The following is a 20,060-nucleotide window of genomic DNA, read 5'->3' as shown; positions in this document are numbered from 1 at the left end:
TTACTATTATTAGGCCCACACGACGTGGGTCACAAAGACTTTGGCACAGGACTGGCGTTTTTAGTCTTTGATTAAAGCTCGAAAAAGGTGAACGCTTTCATGAATCAAGATAGAAAAAAGATCATTATTAATGAAATCCTCTATTGGCGTGAAAATAAATTACTGCCAGAAGCATATTGTAATTTTCTTCTCTCGTTATACACAGAAGGGGAAGGAGTTGAAGCAACAAAGAAAACAGCTCCACCTAAGAAAAAAACCATTATTTCGATACTCGGAATTGGTTTACTTTTACCAGTTTTATTTCTTGTCACTTATTTTACTGAAATATCGCCTATATTGCAAATGGTAATAAACTTTATTTTTATAATTATCTGTACTTTAGGTCTGACTTTCAACAGAAAAAATGCTTTTTTCGTACATATTGGTTCCATCATTCTTGCTCTTTTTATCCTTCTTTTATCAGTAAACGGAAGTGATCTCCTATTTAAAGGACATGGATATTATTTGTTCGGTATCATTTTATTGAATTGTGTCTGTTGGGGAATTGTTGGCATTTTTTCAAAGAAAAAATATTTTTTAATCGCCGGCATTCTTGGAAGTATCTCTTCAGTCGCAATATTATTTACTATTTAAATTGTTTGAAAATTGACGAACACCCCTTATAATAGATAGTGAAAACGCATACAACGGGAGGGGTACTATGAATTTCGATTTAACGACAGAGCAAAAAATGATTCAAAAAACCATAAGGGAGTTTTCTGAAGCAGAAGTTGCTCCAGGCGCCGAACAACGAGATAAAGACAAACGTTTTCCAATTGAAGTATTTCAAAAGCTTGGTGAATTAGGAATGATGGGTCTACCGTTTCCAGAAGAGTATGGTGGTGCCGATTCAGATACAATCAGCTTCGCAATTGTAGTCGAAGAACTAAGCCGTGCCTGTGGGTCTACCGGAATTACATACTCAGCACATATCTCGCTTGGTGGTGCACCCCTTCAATTATTTGGAACCAAGGAACAAAAACAAAAATATTTAATACCTATCTGTACAGGTGAGTCCCTCGGAGCATTTGGACTGACTGAACCAAATGCCGGTTCAGATGCAGGAGGAACGCAGACAGAGGCCGTACTTAAGAATAATGAGTTTATTATAAATGGAAATAAATGTTTTATAACTAATGCAAGCTTTGCGAAACATCTTGCTCTTACTGCAATAACAGGTCGAAATGGAGAGAAAAAAGAAATCAGTGCAATCATTGTTCCAACTAATGCAGATGGATTTAAAGTAATCGATAATTATGAAAAAATGGGACTTAATGCTTCGGATACGACAGAATTAGTTTTAGAGGATGTTCGTGTCTCAGAGGAAAACTTACTTGGGAAACGAGGAGAAGGCTTCAGGCAGTTTCTAATCACACTAGATGGTGGCAGAATCGGAATTGGAGCAATGGCAGTAGGGATTGCACAGGCGGCGTATGAAAAGGCGTTATCGTATGCTAAAGAGCGAAAGCAATTTGGGCGATCGATTTCTAGCTTTCAAGCGATTCAATTTAAATTAGCAGATATGGCGATGAAAATTGAATTAGCACGAAATATGGTGTATAAAGCCGCGTGGTTGAAGGACCAAAGTCGTAATTTTTCGAAAGAAGCTTCAATGGCTAAGCTATATGCATCTGAAATTTGCATGGAGGTAACAAACCAAGCTGTGCAGATTCACGGTGGATATGGCTATATGAAAGAATATCATGTTGAAAGGTTTATGCGGGATGCGAAGCTTTTAGAAATCGGAGAAGGGACATCTGAAATACAACGTATGGTTATTGCCAGAACAATTGGATGTTAAAATTTTTATTTAACTGTGAAAACTCCTTTCCGTCGTGAGAGGAGTTTTATCAATATTTATGACAAATTTGTGACGTTTTTGTGTAAAATAATTTTGCAAGAATATGTTAATAGTCTTCTTTGTACAATTAGGACTTTCACTTCTACCATTTTTCAAGTAAAATAGAGAGTGTTTGTATAGAATATATCTAATAACTTCTTTAATGATGTACATAATGTAAGGGAGGTCAGAAAATGAAAAAGAATCCATTAATACCATTTGCTTTAATTGCAGTTTTCGGTATTGGACTTATGTTCCTATTAGGCTTTGTTGGACTAGGTAACATGGACGAAATGGCAAACAAAGGTGAAGAGGCTCCAGAAACAGCTGCGGCTTCCCCAGAAGAGATTGTCAAAAGTACATGTGCGGCATGTCATGGTCAGGATTTATCTGGTCAAGGTACTGCACCTGCATTGAAAGGTCTTGACTTATCCGTTGAAGAGATTCAAGATGTAATTACAAATGGTAAAGGTGCAATGCCAGGTGGCTTAGTAAAAGACCCTGCACAAGTACAAGAAATAGCAAATTGGTTAGTTGAACAAAAATAAATAATAGATAAAACCCTTTGCATTTTATGTAAGGGGTTTTTTTCTGTTGAATGGAAGTTTACCTGCACTTCTTGTATAATTAACTTTATTCAGCTGAGGCTGAATAAAGTTAAAGCCTCCGGCGGATGTCACAGATTTTTCAGAGGTAGTTTTTCGAGCTTGCTCGAAAAAATCTGGGCGCAAATACGCAAGGGTGTATTTGATTCTAATTAATAAAAAATGTGGTGTTATTATGAATGAAGAGAAATTATCAAAGCGACTTGAAACGGTCGCATCTTACATACCAAAAGGAGCTATTTTAGCAGACATCGGCTCTGATCATGCGTATTTACCATGCTATGCATATCTTAATGGCATGATCTCAAAAGGAATCGCAGGAGAAGTCGCAGATGGCCCTTTACTATCAGCAAAAAAGCAAATCTCCAAAAATCAACTTAACCGGGTATTAGAAGCTAGAAAAGGGGATGGCTTAGAAGTCATTCATCCAAATGAAGTAACATGTATCACCATTGCCGGAATGGGAGGCTCACTGATCCGCTCCATCCTTGACAATGGCAAAAGCAAACTACTAGGTGTGGAACGACTTATCCTCCAACCGAATATCGGAGCTTCTACAATCAGAGAATGGCTGATTGAAAACGATTGGGAGCTAATCGCTGAAGAAATTTTAGAAGAAGACAAAAAAATCTATGAAGTATTAGTTGCCGAAAAAGGAAACCCACAAAAACCGTATAAAAATAAAGAACAAGAGCTATTGCTTGGTCCATTTTTATTAAAAGAAAAAAATCCTTTTTTCATTAAAAAATGGACACACGAGCTCAAACACTGGGAAAGAATATTAAACCAGCTTATGACTGCAGGGGAAACTCCCGAAAACCGTTTACGAAAAGAAGAACTCGGACAAAAGATCGAGATCGTTAAGGAGGCATTAAAATGAGCAAAATACCAAATGGATTTGAAGTTATCCAAGTATTTGAGCAATTTTCCCCAAAGTATTTAGCTGTTGAAGGTGACAGGGAAAGAAATGGTCTTCAAATTGGAACATTAAACAAACCTGTAAAGAAAATAATGGTCGTACTTGATATGTTAGAGGACGTTGTAGATGAAGCCATTTCAAATGAAGTCGATTTGATTATCGCTCATCATCCTCCGGTTTTCCGTCCCTTAAAAGCCGTTCAAACCGATACACCATCGGGAAGAATCATTGAAAAATGTATTTTACATAAGATAGCGGTCTATGCAGCCCATACAAATCTCGATGTGACAGTCGGTGGTGTCAATGATTTATTAGCGGATGCATTGGAGCTAACAAATATCGAATTGCTCGCCCCAACTTACGAGGAAAGACTAAAAAAACTAGCTGTATATGTTCCAAGGGAATCTGCCGAGGAAGTACGGACGGCATTAGGGACGGCTGGTGCAGGTTTTATAGGAAATTATAGTCACTGTACGTTTAATACACAGGGTACCGGAACCTTTTTGCCACAAGAGGGAACAAACCCTCATATCGGGGAAGTTGGCAGATTAGAAGAAGTAGTTGAAATCAAAATCGAATCGGTATTTCCAAGTAGTCTCCAAAAAAAGGTTGTTACGGCTATGCTTAAGGCACATCCGTATGAAGAGGTTGCCTATGACATTTATCCTCTTGAAAATGACGGAAATGTACTTGGTCTTGGTCGAGTTGGTTATCTTGAACAAGAGATGACACTTGAGCTATTCGCACAGCATGTGAAGGATAAATTAGAGGTAGATGGCATCCGTGTCGTTGGTTCACTCTCAGATAAAGTAAAAAAGGTAGCTGTACTGGGTGGTGACGGCAATAAATATATCTCACATGCTAAACGCGCTGGTGCAGATGTGTATGTAACCGGAGATATGTATTACCATGTTGCTCATGATGCAATGATGATGGGGCTTAATATTGTGGATCCTGGTCATAATGTTGAAAAGGTCATGAAAAAAGGAGTGGCAAACGTCCTAACTGAGCGCTTTAAAGAAAAGAAATACGACGTTTCAGTTATCATATCAGAACTAAACACAGATCCATTCAAATTTCTATAAATAAAAACGGTACTCCGAATTTGGAGTACCGTTTTCTTATTTTTTTGGAACTTTTACTTTTGGTAACACTTTAGCAAGTGGAACTTTTCGAACGCGTTCCCATGTTTCTTCAATTTCTGGGTCATATTGTTCAAAGAAGTTTATTACTTCTTTTGTAATTGGTGTTGGAGTTGAAGCACCTGCTGTTACAGCTACCTTCTCGACACCTTCAAGCCATTCAAGCTGGATGTCACTTACATCTGCTACGCGATAAGCTGTAGTACCTGCAATTTCCTCAGAAACCTGTGCAAGTCGGTTTGAGTTATTGCTCATTGGGTCTCCAACTACGATTGTTAAGTCTGCCACTTTTGCTTGTTCCGCAACCGCTTCTTGACGAACCTGTGTAGCTAGACAAATTTCATTATGAACTTCTGTATGAGGGAATTTTTCTTTTACCTTTTCCATAACATGAAGAACATCCCATTGGCTCATAGTTGTTTGGTTGGTAACTACAAGCTTTTCACTATTAAGCTCAAGATTTTCAACATCTTCAACTGTTTGAACAAGATGAACGAAATCAGGTGCAACACCGATTGCTCCTTCTGGCTCCGGATGACCTTTTTTACCAATATAGATAATGTGGTAGTCTTCTGCTGCTTTTTCCTTGATTAAATCATGTGTTCTCGTTACGTCAGGGCAAGTCGCATCAAGAGTAACAAGACCTCTTTCCTTCGCTAATCGTTTCACCTCAGGTGATACACCATGCGCTGTGAAAATGACAGTACCTTCTTTAACTTGATCTAGGATATCTAAACGATTCGATCCATCAAGCGTAATAATTCCTTCTTCCTCAAAGGCATCTGTTACATGTTTATTATGAACAATCATTCCTAATATATAAATGGGTCTAGGTAATGTTTTATCTAAAGCGGCATTTTTAGCAATTACCATCGCATCCACTACACCGTAGCAATAACCGCGCGGTGCAATTTTGATTACTTCCATGCACTTCTCCTCCTCAGGTAATAAATCGGATAGCTTATACCAATCAATCAAATGAGCCTTAGCGAATTTGCGCCCGATTTTTAGGCCCACAGGAAGTGGGTCATAAAGACGTTGCCACAGGAAGTAGCGTATTTAGTCTTTGATCTTACTGCTCGAAAAATTTCCTTTAAAAAATCGTGGCATCCGCCGGAGGCTTAACTTTATTCACTCGTGTTTTGAACCCTAAGCAAAGTTTATACATAATACATCTAGTGGGGACATCTACCGAATAAAGTTTACTGGTACTCTCGTAATCTCGTATTTATTATATCTGAGTATGAAGGATAATACAAAGTGTTTTAAATGTAAAGCTTTGGTACTGATTTTCTAGAACCGGTTGCTTTCGGTTTTTCTTCCTTCTTTTCAAAATCGTCTTCATTAGAAGTTACGTCAGAAAGTGAGATTGTTTCTGTTTTATTATTATCTTTCTTTTCCTCTTCATTTCCTGCATTTTTTATGGCACTGTACATTCTAATCATTGCTGGAATATTTTTCATTAATGGCCCATATTGCTGCACCATTGGAACAACGGATTCTGCCATCTTTAAGGTTTTTTGTACATTACCCATCATTGCACTAAGGTTCGAAGGATTTGCTAAATTTTGAAGTGTACCGGGATTCACTCCTTGTGAAGGATTTAAGAAACCAGACATTCCCCCCATTCCTTGCATCGGATTTGACTTCCCCATTCCAGGGATTAACTTTTTTAAAAGACCGCCTAAACCGGATCTTCCTTGTCCTTGCATTCTTTGCCCTTGCATTCCTTGCATTCCACCGAACATTCCTTGTGGTCGGAAACCATATTGCTGTGGATACATAGATGGTGGCCTTATCTGTCTCATCTGTCTCATCTGGCTCATCTGCCTCATTGGTCTCATTTGGTTCATTGGTTGTCTTGGATAAAACATTTACTTATCCTCCTTTCACATTGTTAAAGGCTAAGTAGTAGGATGAGTTTAGTAATAATACCTTGTTTTTAGGATATGCGAAAAGGCAAATGAATGTTTAATTAAATCGCTCAATTGGGCTTGATTGGTGTTTTTCGATGCTTTCCTTTATAATTAATTGTTAGGTTATATTTGATACATTTAGTGGAATAAAACCTTACTTACAAAATTCATATTTATTTAAATGAGGGATCGTAATGACAGTACAAGATTTTGAACATTTTCAATTTCAGCCTTTTATACTTGAGGCATTAAAGGATATTAAATTTACAAAGCCAACCGAAATTCAAGAACGATTAATACCAAGCATCCAGCGTGGTGAAAGTGCCATTGGCCAGTCGCAAACAGGTACAGGTAAAACCCATGCTTACCTGTTACCAATTATCAATAAGATTGACCCGGAAAGACAAGAGGTACAAGCGGTTATAACAGCACCAACAAGAGAGCTTGCGACCCAAATCCATCAAGAAATTGGCAAGATTACTAAATTTAGTGAAGTAAATCCAATCACAGCAAAGTTATTTGTGGGTGGGACTGATAAGTCACGTGCAATTGAAAAACTAAAAACACAGCCACATATCGTTGTTGGAACCCCTGGAAGAATTAATGATTTAGTGAAGGAGCAGGCCCTTCAGGTTTATACGGCCAATCAAATCGTTGTAGATGAAGCAGACTTGATGCTTGATATGGGATTCATTGAAGATGTTGATCAAATTGCAGCAAGAATGCCAGAAGACCTTCAAATTTTGGTGTTTTCAGCAACAATACCTGAAAAATTAAAGCCCTTTTTAAAAAAATATATGGAAAATCCTCGATTCACCCATGTTGCACCAGAGCAGGCTACAGCTGCAAAGGTCGAACATATTCTTGTTCCACTCCGCCATCGAAACAAGCTAAGTCTGCTAAAGTCCGTGTTGGAGGCGTATAACCCATACTTGGCGATTATTTTTACAAACACAAAAAAAATGGCTGATGTAGTAGCTGATGGCCTAATCGAAAAAGGGATGAAAGTAGGAAGAATCCACGGGGATCTTCCACCTCGTGAGCGAAAAAAGGTCATGAAACAAATTAATTCACTTGATTTTCAATATGTCGTAGCGACGGATTTAGCTGCAAGAGGAATTGATATTGAAGGTGTCAGCCATGTTATCAACTATGAACTGCCTAGTGATCTTGATTTTTACATCCATAGAGTTGGTAGAACGGCAAGAGCGGGATACTCTGGAATTGCTGCAACCATTTATGAACTTTCTGATGAAGATGCAATTGTAAGGCTCGAAAAAATGGGCATTTCTTTTGTAAATATGGATCTCGAAAAGGGTGAATGGGTGCAAATTGGTGAGCGGAATAAACGAAAGGCTCGTAAAAAACAAGTAGATGAGATTGATGAACTTGCGAAAAGTAAGGTGAAAAAGCCTACAAAGGTGAAGCCGGGCTATAAGAAAAAAATGAACAGGGAAATGGAAGATTTCAAAAAGCGCCAAAGAAGATTAAAAAGAAAATAACTGAAATTTATGGTAAAATAGATGTACGGGACTGTTAAAGGGATTGGAGTGTAAAGTATGCTTAAAATAGGCTCACATGTTTCGATGAGTGGCAAAAAGATGCTTCTAGCAGCAAGTGAAGAAGCAGTTTCTTATGGTGCAAATACATTTATGATTTATACTGGTGCACCACAAAATACAAGACGTAAAAAAATTGAAGACTTAAATATTGAGGCAGGACAAGCCCATATGAAGGAAAACGGGATTGATGAAATCGTTGTCCATGCTCCTTATATTATTAATATCGGCAACACCTCAAATCCGGCTACATTTGAACTGGGTGTTAATTTCTTACGTTCGGAAATTGAGAGAACAGAAGCATTAGGAGCAAATCAAATTGTTCTTCATCCAGGTGCACATGTAGGTGCTGGTGCTGAAGCGGGAATCAAGAAGATCATCGAGGGATTAAATGAGGTTCTGATAAAGGACCAAAAAGTACAAATAGCATTAGAAACAATGGCTGGAAAAGGGTCTGAATGTGGAAGGTCTTTTGAAGAACTCGCGCAGATTATTGATGGTGTCACACATAATGACAGGCTATCTGTTTGCTTCGATACATGTCATATACATGATGCTGGTTATGACATTGTGAATGATTTTGATGGGGTACTAGACCAATTCGACAAATTGGTTGGCCTAGATCGAATTAAAGTTCTTCATATTAATGACAGCAAAAATGAAAAAGGTGCTGGAAAAGACCGTCACGAAAATATTGGATTTGGAAAAATTGGATTTAAGGCAATTAATTATATTGTCCATCATCCATCTCTTGAAAATGTCCCTAAAATTCTAGAAACACCATATGTTGGGGAAGACAAAAACAATAAGAAAGCTCCATATAAGTTTGAAATTGAGATGATTCGAAAGGGATCATTTGATGAGGGCTTATTAGAGGAAATTATGAATCAATAATATATTGAAAAAAGCTGTCTAGTGTTGACAGCTTTTTTCAACCCGTAAATTTGATAAACAATTGGTTTAATTTTCTAGCAACCTCAGGACTTGTTATCTGGGCAATTTCTCTTAATAATTGATTTTTTTCATCCGGATTAAAGATATTGATATTTTTCTTTTTTCGAATCAATTTTAACACATTTGTTGCTTGAGACTTGGATACATATATATCGTATTGTTTCCCATACATTACTAAGTCATCCGGTGATAAGGTTTTTAATTTTTGGTTAATGATTTGCTGATAAATATTCATATTTACAAACTTCACCTTCCTCACGTTAGTCTATTTCAACACGAAAAGGTGTGTGCATAAACAATCTAGAAAAGCCAATACTTTTTCGAATTGGAGTGATGAGATGATTAGAGAGCATAAAAAGGAGAGGGTTTCACATATCATATTTCGTATGATTATGATTATTGTTGGTGCAGCTTTTGCTGCCGCATCGATTGAACTTTTCTTAATTCCCAATAAAATTATTGATGGTGGAATCATAGGTATTTCGTTAATTGTGGATTATTTAACACCGAGCTATATTTCATTTGGTTTTCTTGTTGTCATCTTTAACTTACCATTTATGTATTCAGGGTATAAACAAATCGGTAAGACTTTTATGTGGTCTACCATCCTAGGGATTGTAGCGTTAGCTATCATTGAAACCTTACTTCACTATATTCAGCCTTTTGATATTGAACCAATCCTCGCTGCTGTATTTGGAGGTCTTCTTCTTGGTACAGGAGTTGGTCTTGTCATCCGTAATGGCGGGTCAATGGATGGAACGGAAATTTTATCGATTATTTTAACGAAAAAGCTACCGTTCTCTGTTGGGGAATTTGTGATGTTTATCAATGTATTTATTTTTGCAATAGCAGGTTTTGTTTTTGGTATTGAATCTGCGATGTATTCCGTATTAGCCTATTACATTGCATTTAAAACAATTGATACCGTTGTAGAAGGGCTAGATGAAACAAAGGCTGCGATTATCGTTTCAGAGCAATTTAATGAGATATCAGATGCCATCTTACACCGGCTTGGTCGTGGAACAACAAAGCTAAAAGGCAGAGGTGGATATACGGACGAAGAAAAGGAAGTTGTTTATGTTGTTGTCACAAGACTTGAGGTAACGAAACTGAAAGTAATCATTCAAGAAGTTGATCCAAATGCCTTTATAACAATTATGGATACCCATGAGGTAAGAGGTGGTCGCTTTAAATCTGCTGTACACTAAAAAGTGATTAACTCTTTTTCAAAAAGCACTGTTAACAAACAGGTTTTTTTAAAAAGGGTTAATTTTTTTCGCGTTATCAATTATCTTTACTTTATAAAATCCATCCTGTATACTTCATAAAGTATAAATCGTAATGATTCTTAATAAGATTAAAATAAACAATATAAATAAGGTGATAACTTGAAACAGTCAAATTCGGTATTGACGATAAAGGATCTTTCCTTTCGATATGATGAACAAACCGTATTAGAAAACATCAATTTAGTTGTCCCCAAAAGTTCGTTCTTAGCGATAGTTGGACCTAATGGTTCTGGTAAAACAACATTGCTAAAAAGTATCCTAGGACTTGTAAAACTTCAAAAAGGGACAATTGAAATATTTGGAACACCCATTTCGAAATTTAAAGATTGGCCAAAAATTGGATTTGTATCTCAAAAAGCCAATAGCTTTAACTCTGGATTTCCGGCAACAGTATTTGAAGTTGTGTCAAGTGGATTGACAGCAAAGCTTGGGTTGTTTCATTTTTTAAAGCATGAACAAAAGAAAAAAATTATCGAAGCCCTTCAATCGGTTGGAATGGAAAAATTTTTATATCGAAACATTGGCGAGCTTTCAGGAGGGCAACAGCAGCGTATTTTCATCGCAAGGGCCCTTGTGAGTGAACCAGAACTTCTAATCCTTGATGAACCTACAGTAGGGGTTGATGCTAAGACGGTTCAAACTTTTTACCATATGCTCGAAGACATTAATAAGAATAAGGGAATTACATTGATTTTAGTCACCCATGATGTTGGGACGATTTCGGAAAAGGTATCCCAAGTCGCATGTTTGAATAAGTATCTTCACTTCCATGGAAGTGCTGAAGAATTTGAACATGTTCAGGACCAGGATTTATCCCAATTTTATGGTCATTCACTTCAAGTAATTACCCATGAACATAACCATGGGAAGGTGAAATGATGCTGTCAGACATTTTTCAATATGAATTTTTACAAAATGCATTCTTAAGTGGTTTGCTGATTGGGTTGATTGCACCATTGCTTGGTGTTTTTATTGTGGTAAGACGGCTATCACTTATTGCAGATGCCCTAAGTCATGTGACATTAGCAGGAATTGCAGCTAGTCTTTTACTTGAAAGGAAGCTAGGACTAACTCAGCCAATTAATCCTATATACATGGGGATGACCTTTTCAGTTGCTGGTTCTCTCTTTATTGAACGTTTAAGAACGGTATACAAGCATTATCAAGAGCTTGCAATTCCGATCATATTATCTGGTGGTATTGGTTTAGGTGTTATTTTTATTTCTCTTGCAGACGGTTTTAACACCGATTTATTTAATTATTTATTCGGAAGCTTGAGTGCAATTAGTCGTTCAGATTTATGGACCATTCTTGGGATATCGGTGCTTGTGATATTAATTATCATATTTCTATATAAGGAATTATTTCTTTTATCATTTGATGAGGAACATGCAGCTGTTTCAGGAATTAATGCAAAAACGATCCACTTTATTTTTATTGTGACAGTGGCATTAGTTATTGCTGCTTCCATGAGGATTGTCGGTATATTATTAGTATCTTCCTTAATGACATTACCGGTTGCGGCAGCGATTCGGATTGCAAAAGGCTTTAAACAAACGATTATTCTTTCGGTCGTATTCGGTGAATTAGCTGTCATTTTTGGATTATTACTTTCTTATTATCTTGATTTGGCTCCTGGAGGAACCATCGTTGTACTAGCAATCATGATTCTTTTAGGTGCAATTAGCTGGAAAAAATGGTGGAAAGGAAGAGCAGCATGAATGTATCTGAAGCTATGCAATTAATGAAGGATAAAGGCTTTAAACATACAGGCAAAAGGCAGGAAATGCTTGAGCTATTTTCTATTTCGGATAAATATTTAACCGCAAAGGATGTGTTGGACAGGTTAAAGGGACACTATCCAGGACTGAGCTTTGACACGATTTACCGAAACCTTTCTTTATTTGTGGATCTCGGCATTTTGGAAATGACAGAGCTAACAGGTGAAAAACATTTCCGCTTTACCTGTGGTGGGAGTCACCATCACCATCATTTTATTTGCTTAGAATGTGGAAAAACGAAGGAAATTGAATCATGTCCGATGGATAAAGTTTTCGACAATTTATCAGGTTATGATGTAACCGGTCATAAATTTGAAATTTATGGATCATGCCCGGAATGTAGGGTTTAAGGTTTTCGATTTAAAAGCACTAATGGTTCTATAGTCAATGATTAACAATTATATTTTACCCTCCTTTCACTCATACTATAAATGCTCCTTACCCATAAGGAAAGCGAGGGATAAGCATGGCAGAACAAGATAATAACGTAAGAAATTCTCAAGACAATAATGATTTTGATTACTACGTTGATCCAAACATAGGTGCAAATGCTGACTCAAGCTATAATGAGGAAACGGCAGCAGAGGTTGCCGCTCCAATCAATTATGGAACCACAAATCGTGAGGCGAACAACAATGTAGGAGATAATACGCAAGATAGAGCAGGTGGCGCAGGTTTAGGCTGGTTAGCTCTTGCTTTATCAATTATTTCCTTATTCGTAATGCCTGTATTATTAGGAGCAGCAGGTATTATTATCGGATTCATTGCACGCCGACGTGGAGCAACTGGTTTAGGAGCATGGGCAATCGGGATCGGTGCTGTATCGATTATCGTAGGCATCTTCATCCTCCCATTCTTTTAACAAATAATTGGAAATAAAAAACAAGCCCGACACTCTAAGTGTGCCGGGCTTGTTTTATTATTTTTGTTCAGCAGCTTGTTTTGCGTAATATTCTTCAGCAAGCTTGTCTATTTCCTTTTTCAATTCTTCTACCATTGTTTCCTCAGGTACCTTACGAACGGTTTTACCGTGACGGAAAAGTAGTCCTTCTCCTCTTGCACCTGCAATACCGATATCAGCCTCTTTAGCCTCTCCAGGGCCATTAACCGCACAGCCTAATACTGAAACCTTAATTGGGGCTTTAATAGTTGAAATATATTCTTCAACTTCATTTGCGATTTTGATAAGGTCAATTTCGATTCTCCCACATGTTGGACATGAAATTAAAGTTGCTGCATTAGCCGCTAAACCAAATGATTTTAGTAATTCGCGTGCAACTTTAATTTCCTCAACAGGGTCTGCACTTAGTGAAATACGTAATGTATTTCCAATACCCATACTTAAAATAGCACCTAAACCGGCAGCACTTTTGACTGTTCCAGAGAAAAGTGTTCCAGATTCAGTAATACCTAAGTGAAGAGGGTAATCGAATGCCTGTGCTGCTTTTTCATATGCTTCAATCGCAAGTGGTACACTGGAAGCCTTCATTGACACGATAATGTCATGGAAATCAAGGTCCTCTAAGATTTTAATATGGTGTAATGCACTTTCAACCATTCCGTCTGCAGTAGGGTACCCATATTTATCAAGGATACGCTTCTCTAATGAACCAGCGTTTACCCCAATACGAATTGGAATTCCTTTTTCCTTTGCTGCTTTAACAACAGCTTCAACCTTTTCTTTACGACCGATGTTACCAGGGTTAATCCGAATTTTATCGGCTCCTCCCTCAATCGCTTTTAAGGCTAATTTATAATCGAAATGAATATCAACTACGAGAGGAATTGAAATTCTTTTTTTGATTTCTGATATCGCATTCGCTGCACGTTCATCAGGACATGCAACACGAACAATTTGACATCCTGCTTCTTCAAGACGTTTGATCTCAGCAACAGTTGCCTCAACATCATGTGTCTTTGTGGTGGTCATACTTTGAATTACTACCTCATTATTACCACCAATCGTTAAATTACCAACCTTTACAGGACGTGTTTTTGTACGATGGATGATTTCACTCACGAATATCGCTCCTTTAAATATCAAATGCGCCTTGGCGTATTTTGCGCCCAGATTTTTTCGAGCATGCTCGAAAGTTTCCATTGAAAATCGCATGTCTCCGCCGGAGGCTTACTTTATTCTGCGAGTCTTTTGCAGAATAAAGTTGAACCTATTTAATCACTTATTTAAGAGTAATCCTTTATTAGAAAAATATCTAGTCTAAAGAATCATTTACTTGCCTATTTTACAGTTGAATCAAAAAATTGACAAGAAAAGACCATTATTCATTTGTATATAGTGGGAATTTATAGGTTTTTCCAATTTGGAGAAGCTCGGCTTTACTATCAGGGTTAAGCTCTTCAAAATCCATAATGACAGTTTCTATGGAGGAAATCTGCTTCCCTTCATTCACTTTTTCAACAATTGATAATAAAGTGTCCCCGGCCTTTACTGTAATTTCCTTGAATGGGTTACTTGGAGTTATGGCAACTACCTCTGTTGCTTCTATTGTTTCATTTTTTGCAACTGGTAGAGTTCCAAATCTTACATCATAATAAATAATAAATAAAATAAAAATAATTGCTAGGAATGCAAAGAATCGCTTCATCTCCATAACCTCCGCTAGGTCTACTTAATAAAGAATATGATTGACATACATTTATATTCCTAAAAATAATAGAAAAAGTATAAAATTTAATAGGGAAGCTAGAATTACATACAGGGAGGTTTAGTACATGGGATTTCTAATGTGGACGATTATTATTGTAATGTTTGTAATTGCCTTTGTTGGGCTTGTCTATCCAATCATTCCGAGTGTACTCTTTATTGCCGGCGGCTTTTTGGTGTATGGATTTTTTCAAGGCTTTGATTCCTTGCCAATTTGGTTCTGGTTAATCGAAGGGTTGTTTCTCCTTCTATTATTAGGGGCAGATTACGCAACCAATTTACTAGGAGTGAAAAAGTATGGTGGAAGCAAGGCTGCTGTTTGGGGAAGTACAATTGGGCTTCTTGTTGGACCCTTTGTGATTCCGGTTTTTGGTATTATCATCGGTCCATTCCTTGGAGCTTTTCTAGCAGAATTACTTGTACATAAAAAGGATCTAAAGGATGCTTTTAAAAGTGGTATTGGCTCCCTCATTGGTTTTCTTAGTGGTGTACTTGCAAAAGGGGTCATTCAAGCCATTATGATTATTTATTTTTTATTTGTAGTTTTTTGAGGATAACTTCTTCTTTTCAAGGGAACTATAAAATCTGGTGTTGGTGTATTACTTAATAACAGAGCGTTTTATTTGAAAGATTATACTAATTTTGGTAATCTAACAAGTGAGGGCTAATGAAAGCGAATTCGTTTTCAAAGGGTTCAATATTACATATATTTTTAAGGAGGAATTTACCATGGCATACGAATTACCACAATTACCTTATGCTTATGATGCATTAGAACCACACATTGACAAGGAAACAATGAACATTCACCACACTAAGCACCACAACACTTACATTACTAATGTAAACAATGCGATTGCTGGTAAAGCTGATTTAGAAGGTAAATCAGTTGAAGAACTAGTTTCTAATCTTGATGCTGTTCCAGAAGATATCCGTACAGCAGTAAGAAACAATGGTGGTGGGCATGCAAACCACAGCTTATTCTGGACTATTCTTTCTCCAAATGGTGGCGGTGAGCCAACTGGCGAATTAGCTGAAGCTATCAACAGCAAATTCGGAAGCTTTGAAGCATTCAAAGACGAGTTCTCTAAAGCAGCTACAACTCGTTTCGGTTCTGGTTGGGCTTGGTTAGCTGTTAACAACGGTGAGCTTGAAGTAACAAGCACTCCAAACCAAGACTCTCCATTAATGGAAGGAAAAACTCCAATTCTTGGATTAGATGTTTGGGAGCATGCTTACTACCTAAACTATCAAAACCGTCGTCCTGATTACATTTCTGCATTCTTCAATGTAGTAAATTGGGAAGAAGTAGCAAACCGTTACAACTCAGGAAAATAATGATGACTAAAGCCAGTGGATTCGTCCACTGGCTTTTTGTCTGCTGTTTTTTAGTGCTTAGCATACGTCCCACTTAGTGTTTTTCTAAGTATATCTCCTTTTTTTTATCACACAATAATGAGTGTAGATAAAAAAGGGGAGTCAGCAAATGTTTCGTTTTAAAAAGGTACTCGGTGATGTACCCATACACAGGGATTTAATTTTGTTACTTGTCATTGGTGGATTATATGCACTAAGTATCGCTTTATCAAACACATTCGTGAACGTATATTTATGGAAGCAGTCAGGAGATTTTAAAGATTTAGGCTTATATAATTTAGCAGTTGTCGTCCTACAGCCTTTAACTTTTATCCTTGCGGGTAGGTGGGCAAAAAAAATAGATAGAGTGATTGTACTAAGGCTTGGAGTTTCATTCTTAGCCATTTTTTATATCACTGTTTTATGGATTGGTGAAAATGCTTCACACTATTTATTAATTTTAGGAGCGCTGCTTGGGATAGGTTATGGATTTTACTGGCTAGCCTTTAATGTCTTAACCTTTGAAATTACAGAACCTGAAACGCGAGACTTTTTCAACGGATTTTTAGGATTGCTTGGTTCGTTTGCTGGAATGATTGGTCCTATTGCAGCGGGAATCATCATTTCTTCAATGGAAAGCTTTACTGGCTATACCGTCATTTTTGGAATATCCTTAGGGTTGTTTGCCGGTGCAGTTGTGCTAAGCTTTTTCTTAAAAAGGCGAAGTGCCGAAGGGGATTTTGTTTTCAGACGAATTCTTAACGAACGAAAAAATAATTCAAATTGGAAGAATATCCTACATGCACATTTTTTCCAAGGAATTCGTGAAGGGACATTTGTGTTTGTCATCTCCGTATTTGTATTCGTTGCAACCGGGAGCGAGCTAGCTTTAGGGAAATTTGGTTTAATTAATTCAGCCGTATCCTTTTTGTTTTATTTCTTAGCAACGAGGTTAATCAAAAAGAAAATGCGCAAAAAAGCAATTCTTGTTGGTGGTTTAATGGTTTATCTTGCTATATTTGCGATTCTTTTTGATGTAACCTATGCAAGGCTGATTTTATATGGTGTAATTATTGGGGCTGCATATCCAATTTTGCTTGTTCCATATAATTCTTTAACCTATGATGTAATTGGCAAAGGGTGGAACGCAAAAGAGATGAGGATCGAATATGTAGTCGTTAGGGAAATCTATTTAAATCTCGGTAGGATTTTATCCATTGTACTATTCCTATTCGCAGTCACATTCTTTGATGAAAAACAAAGCATTCCAATTCTTCTAGCCGTGGTCGGTGCAGGTCATGTACTACTTTATTTTCCAATCAGACGAATTAAAACTCTCGATGCAGCTGGTGCAGTTCAATCAAAATCGGCTGCAAACCGAAAACTAATCGAAGGCGAAGGTGGCTCGACTGCCTAACTTGATTCAGCATGCGCTGAATCAAGTTCCCTCCGGTGCCTCAGATTTTCAGAGGAAGTTTCGAGAAAGCTCGGAAAATCTGGGCGGCAAATACGCAAGGCGTATTTGATTTAGCATTTTTTATCATGGAAAAAAGTTTGAGTTTCTTTTACAATAGAAGATAAAGGCACCTAGCCTGGCTAGGTGTTTTTTTATTCATAAGAATCAGTGCAATGATAAAATTAGTAATAGGAAAAAATAAAGGTAGTTGATGATAATGATTAAAAAGAAAAAATCACATGTTCCCTTCCGTCTTAATATGTTATTTTTTGCTGTCTTTTTACTTTTTTCAGCCCTAATATTGCGACTTGGGGTTGTTCAAATTGTTCACGGTGAGAAATTTCAAAAGGAAGTAGATAAGACAGAAAATGATACTGTAAATCTTCCTGTACCACGTGGTAAGATTTATGACAAAAATGGAAATGTCATAGTTGATAATAAAGCTTTAAATGCCATCACGTACACTAGGGCTAGGGGGACAAAGCAAGAAGAAGTATTAAAGGTTGCAGAAACACTTGCGACACTTATTGAAATGAAGCCGGACAAAGTGAAAGAGCGTGATCTAAAGGACTTTTGGATGCTTAAACATCCAGATGAAGCAAAAGAAAAGGTAAAGCAAGAATTGGAGAAAATAGAAGATGGGGAACTTGAATTATCAAATAAAGAAATTTATAAACTTCAAATTGAACGAATAACCGAAAAAGACATTAATCAGATTACCGAAGCCGAGCTAGAAGTAGCTGCTATCTTCCGAGAAATGACAAAGGGCTACGCACTTGTTCCGCAAATTGTAAAAAATGAGGATGTTACATCAGAGGAATATGCTGTTGTTAGTGAAAATCTTGAAAATTTACCAGGTGTCAATACCACAACGGATTGGATAAGAGATTATAAATTTGATAACACTTTAAAAACAATCCTTGGCAGAATCTCTGATACTGATGAAGGACTACCAAATGATAAACTGGATTATTATTTAGCCAGAGGCTACAACCGAAATGACCGTGTTGGATTGAGTTATTTAGAGGCACAATATGAATCTGTGTTGCATGGTCAGAAGGCCAAAGTAGAATATGTTATCAAAGGGAATGCCGTTCAAGAAACAATTGTAAAATCTGAAGGTCAAAGAGGTAGTGACCTTGTTCTAACCATTGATATGGAGCTTCAACAAGCTGTTGAACAAATTATAGAAGATCAGATGTTAGCCCATAAACAGATGAATGGGACACAATATCTTGACCGTGCATTTGTCGTCATGATGAACCCCAATACAGGCGAAATTTTAAGTATGGCTGGAAAGGTTTATACAAGAGGGGAAGACGGCACAATGGAGTTTCAGGATTATGCATTAGGTACAATGAACGCTGCCTATGAAATGGGATCTGCTGTCAAAGGTGCCACTATGTTAACAGGATATGATACGGGTGTAATTGATATTGGTTCTATGTACTATGATTCACCAATGAAAATTGGAAGAGAAGGCTCTCTAAAGGGATCTTGGAAAACTTTAGGACCGACGAATGATCTAAAAGCACTTGAAATGTCATCGAACGTATATATGTTTAGGACGTTCCTTGATTTAGCTGGTGGAAATTATGTTTATGGCCAACCTATTTCCATTGATTATGATGCCTTTCGGACTGTTAGAAATTATTTCGGTCAGTTTGGTTTAGGTGTAAAGACAGGAATTGATTTACCTGGAGAAGCTACAGGAGTTTTAGGATCTGATCTTAATGCTGGTTTCCTTATGGACTTAGGGATTGGCCAGTACGATACGTATACAACCTTACAATTAGCACAGTATGTGTCCACGATTGCGAATGATGGATATAGAATGCAACCTAAGATAGTAAGAGAAATTCATCAACCAACGTTGGAAGAAAATGAGTTAGGTCCAATTCAACAGCCATTTGAACCAACCGTTTTAAACAAACTTGATATAGATCAGAAATATTTTGATAGGGTTCAACAAGGATTTAAACTAGTTTTTCAAGGATCTGGAGGTACAGCTCGGAGTACATTTGCGGGTAAACCATATAACGCTGCTGGAAAAACAGGTTCCGCCCAATCGTTTATCAAGGGTGTGGAAGCAGTAAATAGTACACTTGTTGGTTATGCACCATTTGATAATCCAGAGGTAGCTTTCGCTGTAGTCATCCCATACGCATATTATGGAAACACATCCCATACGATGAACAATAAAGTTGGGGAAGCAATATTAGACAAATATTTTGAACTAAAAGAAAAGAGAGCAACGCAACCACAACAAATATCAGATACACCAGATGAAGATTCACAGCAAGAAACACCAGAGAATGAAGCCCAAACTGAAGAAACTGAATCATAATCAAGTTAAGCCTAGCGATTTCGTTAGGCTTTTTTCTATACAATTAAATGGATTTAACATCGACAAAAAAAGGGTAAATTCATCATTTTACGCAAATTTACAAAACCTTTACATTCAATTCATACGAGATTAATAGAATGAGATTATTCTAATCATGTAAGACAAAGCAAGTCAAAAGCAAGACAAACTCAC

21 protein-coding genes are annotated in these 20,060 nt (G+C 37.2%); 16 read left to right on the top strand and 5 right to left on the bottom strand.

All coding sequences use genetic code 11. The features are described from left to right. Positions 1-99 precede the first annotated feature (99 nt). From V7097_RS07710 to V7097_RS07690, 5 genes are all read left to right on the top strand, one after another. Complete coding sequence (locus tag V7097_RS07710; RefSeq protein WP_335703024.1) at positions 100-633, top strand: hypothetical protein; 534 nt, start codon at positions 100-102, stop codon at positions 631-633. 67 nt (positions 634-700) lie between these two features. Next, positions 701-1,840 (top strand): acyl-CoA dehydrogenase family protein, encoded by a 1,140-nt coding sequence (locus tag V7097_RS07705; protein ID WP_335703023.1) that lies wholly within the window; start codon positions 701-703, stop codon positions 1,838-1,840. Between the two features lie 233 nt (positions 1,841-2,073). Next, complete coding sequence (cccA, locus tag V7097_RS07700; protein ID WP_335703022.1) at positions 2,074-2,427, top strand: cytochrome c550; 354 nt, start codon at positions 2,074-2,076, stop codon at positions 2,425-2,427. Between the two features lie 232 nt (positions 2,428-2,659). After that, positions 2,660-3,364, top strand: coding sequence for a tRNA (adenine(22)-N(1))-methyltransferase (locus V7097_RS07695; RefSeq protein ID WP_335703021.1), 705 nt, complete (start codon positions 2,660-2,662; stop codon positions 3,362-3,364). Beyond that, positions 3,361-4,488 carry a Nif3-like dinuclear metal center hexameric protein gene (locus V7097_RS07690; protein ID WP_335703020.1) on the top strand — a complete coding sequence of 376 codons (1,128 nt, stop codon included), beginning with the start codon at positions 3,361-3,363 and terminating at the stop codon, positions 4,486-4,488. The genes V7097_RS07695 and V7097_RS07690 overlap by 4 nt, the downstream gene beginning before the upstream one ends. 36 nt (positions 4,489-4,524) lie before the next feature. On the opposite strand, the gene V7097_RS07685 is transcribed toward V7097_RS07690, so the two are convergent. Then, positions 4,525-5,472 carry a 4-hydroxy-3-methylbut-2-enyl diphosphate reductase gene (locus V7097_RS07685; RefSeq protein ID WP_335703019.1) on the bottom strand — a complete coding sequence of 316 codons (948 nt, stop codon included), beginning with the start codon at positions 5,470-5,472 and terminating at the stop codon, positions 4,525-4,527. Between the two features lie 338 nt (positions 5,473-5,810). Then, entirely contained in the window at positions 5,811-6,419 is a 609-nt protein-coding gene (gene vrrA / locus V7097_RS07680; protein ID WP_335703018.1) for a VrrA/YqfQ family protein, read from the bottom strand. Positions 6,420-6,655: 236 nt separating this feature from the next. Between vrrA and V7097_RS07675 the strand changes: the two genes are divergently transcribed. Both V7097_RS07675 and V7097_RS07670 read left to right on the top strand, forming a co-directional pair. Next, positions 6,656-7,963 carry a DEAD/DEAH box helicase gene (locus tag V7097_RS07675; RefSeq protein ID WP_335703017.1) on the top strand — a complete coding sequence of 436 codons (1,308 nt, stop codon included), beginning with the start codon at positions 6,656-6,658 and terminating at the stop codon, positions 7,961-7,963. A 57-nt stretch (positions 7,964-8,020) separates the two neighbouring features. Beyond that, the gene (locus V7097_RS07670; protein WP_335703016.1) at positions 8,021-8,914 is read left to right on the top strand and encodes a deoxyribonuclease IV; all 894 of its coding nucleotides are present in this window, start codon (positions 8,021-8,023) and stop codon (positions 8,912-8,914) included. A 37-nt stretch (positions 8,915-8,951) separates the two neighbouring features. On the opposite strand, the gene V7097_RS07665 is transcribed toward V7097_RS07670, so the two are convergent. Further along, positions 8,952-9,209, bottom strand: coding sequence for a DUF2624 domain-containing protein (locus tag V7097_RS07665; RefSeq protein WP_335703015.1), 258 nt, complete (start codon positions 9,207-9,209; stop codon positions 8,952-8,954). A 103-nt stretch (positions 9,210-9,312) separates the two neighbouring features. Here V7097_RS07665 and V7097_RS07660 point away from each other — a divergent pair, with 103 nt between their 5' ends. The 5 genes from V7097_RS07660 (at position 9,313) to V7097_RS07640 (ending at position 12,906) form a co-directional block, all read left to right on the top strand. Further along, positions 9,313-10,182 carry a YitT family protein gene (locus V7097_RS07660; RefSeq protein WP_335703014.1) on the top strand — a complete coding sequence of 290 codons (870 nt, stop codon included), beginning with the start codon at positions 9,313-9,315 and terminating at the stop codon, positions 10,180-10,182. A 180-nt stretch (positions 10,183-10,362) separates the two neighbouring features. Continuing rightward, on the top strand, positions 10,363-11,142 hold the full coding sequence (locus V7097_RS07655) for a metal ABC transporter ATP-binding protein (protein ID WP_335703013.1): 780 nt from the start codon (positions 10,363-10,365) through the stop codon (positions 11,140-11,142). After that, positions 11,142-11,984, top strand: coding sequence for a metal ABC transporter permease (locus V7097_RS07650; protein WP_335703012.1), 843 nt, complete (start codon positions 11,142-11,144; stop codon positions 11,982-11,984). Before V7097_RS07655 ends, V7097_RS07650 begins: the two co-directional genes overlap by 1 nt. Further along, positions 11,981-12,394: a Fur family transcriptional regulator gene (locus V7097_RS07645; RefSeq protein ID WP_335703011.1), complete on the top strand. Its 414-nt coding sequence runs from the start codon at positions 11,981-11,983 to the stop codon at positions 12,392-12,394. Before V7097_RS07650 ends, V7097_RS07645 begins: the two co-directional genes overlap by 4 nt. Positions 12,395-12,510: 116 nt before the next feature. After that, on the top strand, positions 12,511-12,906 hold the full coding sequence (locus tag V7097_RS07640; RefSeq protein WP_335703010.1) for a DUF308 domain-containing protein: 396 nt from the start codon (positions 12,511-12,513) through the stop codon (positions 12,904-12,906). Positions 12,907-12,963: 57 nt separating this feature from the next. On the opposite strand, the gene ispG is transcribed toward V7097_RS07640, so the two are convergent. Both ispG and V7097_RS07630 read right to left on the bottom strand, forming a co-directional pair. Beyond that, complete coding sequence (gene ispG / locus V7097_RS07635; RefSeq protein WP_335703264.1) at positions 12,964-14,070, bottom strand: flavodoxin-dependent (E)-4-hydroxy-3-methylbut-2-enyl-diphosphate synthase; 1,107 nt, start codon at positions 14,068-14,070, stop codon at positions 12,964-12,966. A 253-nt stretch (positions 14,071-14,323) separates the two neighbouring features. Continuing rightward, the gene (locus V7097_RS07630) at positions 14,324-14,650 is read right to left on the bottom strand and encodes a LysM peptidoglycan-binding domain-containing protein (RefSeq protein WP_335703009.1); all 327 of its coding nucleotides are present in this window, start codon (positions 14,648-14,650) and stop codon (positions 14,324-14,326) included. A 127-nt stretch (positions 14,651-14,777) separates the two neighbouring features. Between V7097_RS07630 and V7097_RS07625 the strand changes: the two genes are divergently transcribed. From V7097_RS07625 to V7097_RS07610, 4 genes are all read left to right on the top strand, one after another. Next, positions 14,778-15,260, top strand: coding sequence for a DUF456 domain-containing protein (locus V7097_RS07625; RefSeq protein ID WP_335703008.1), 483 nt, complete (start codon positions 14,778-14,780; stop codon positions 15,258-15,260). A gap of 178 nt (positions 15,261-15,438) precedes the next feature. Then, positions 15,439-16,047, top strand: coding sequence for a superoxide dismutase SodA (gene sodA, locus V7097_RS07620; protein WP_335703007.1), 609 nt, complete (start codon positions 15,439-15,441; stop codon positions 16,045-16,047). 148 nt (positions 16,048-16,195) lie between these two features. Continuing rightward, positions 16,196-17,482 carry an MFS transporter gene (locus tag V7097_RS07615; RefSeq protein ID WP_335703006.1) on the top strand — a complete coding sequence of 429 codons (1,287 nt, stop codon included), beginning with the start codon at positions 16,196-16,198 and terminating at the stop codon, positions 17,480-17,482. Positions 17,483-17,738: 256 nt separating this feature from the next. After that, entirely contained in the window at positions 17,739-19,868 is a 2,130-nt protein-coding gene (locus V7097_RS07610; protein WP_335703005.1) for a peptidoglycan D,D-transpeptidase FtsI family protein, read from the top strand. Positions 19,869-20,060: the final 192 nt, after the last annotated feature.

The organism is Bacillus sp. JJ1562, from assembly GCF_036962705.1.
Classification (GTDB): domain Bacteria; phylum Bacillota; class Bacilli; order Bacillales; family Bacillaceae_L; genus Ferdinandcohnia.
Note: the sequence above shows the minus strand (reverse complement) of the source record. Positions and strands in the feature narration are given on the sequence as shown.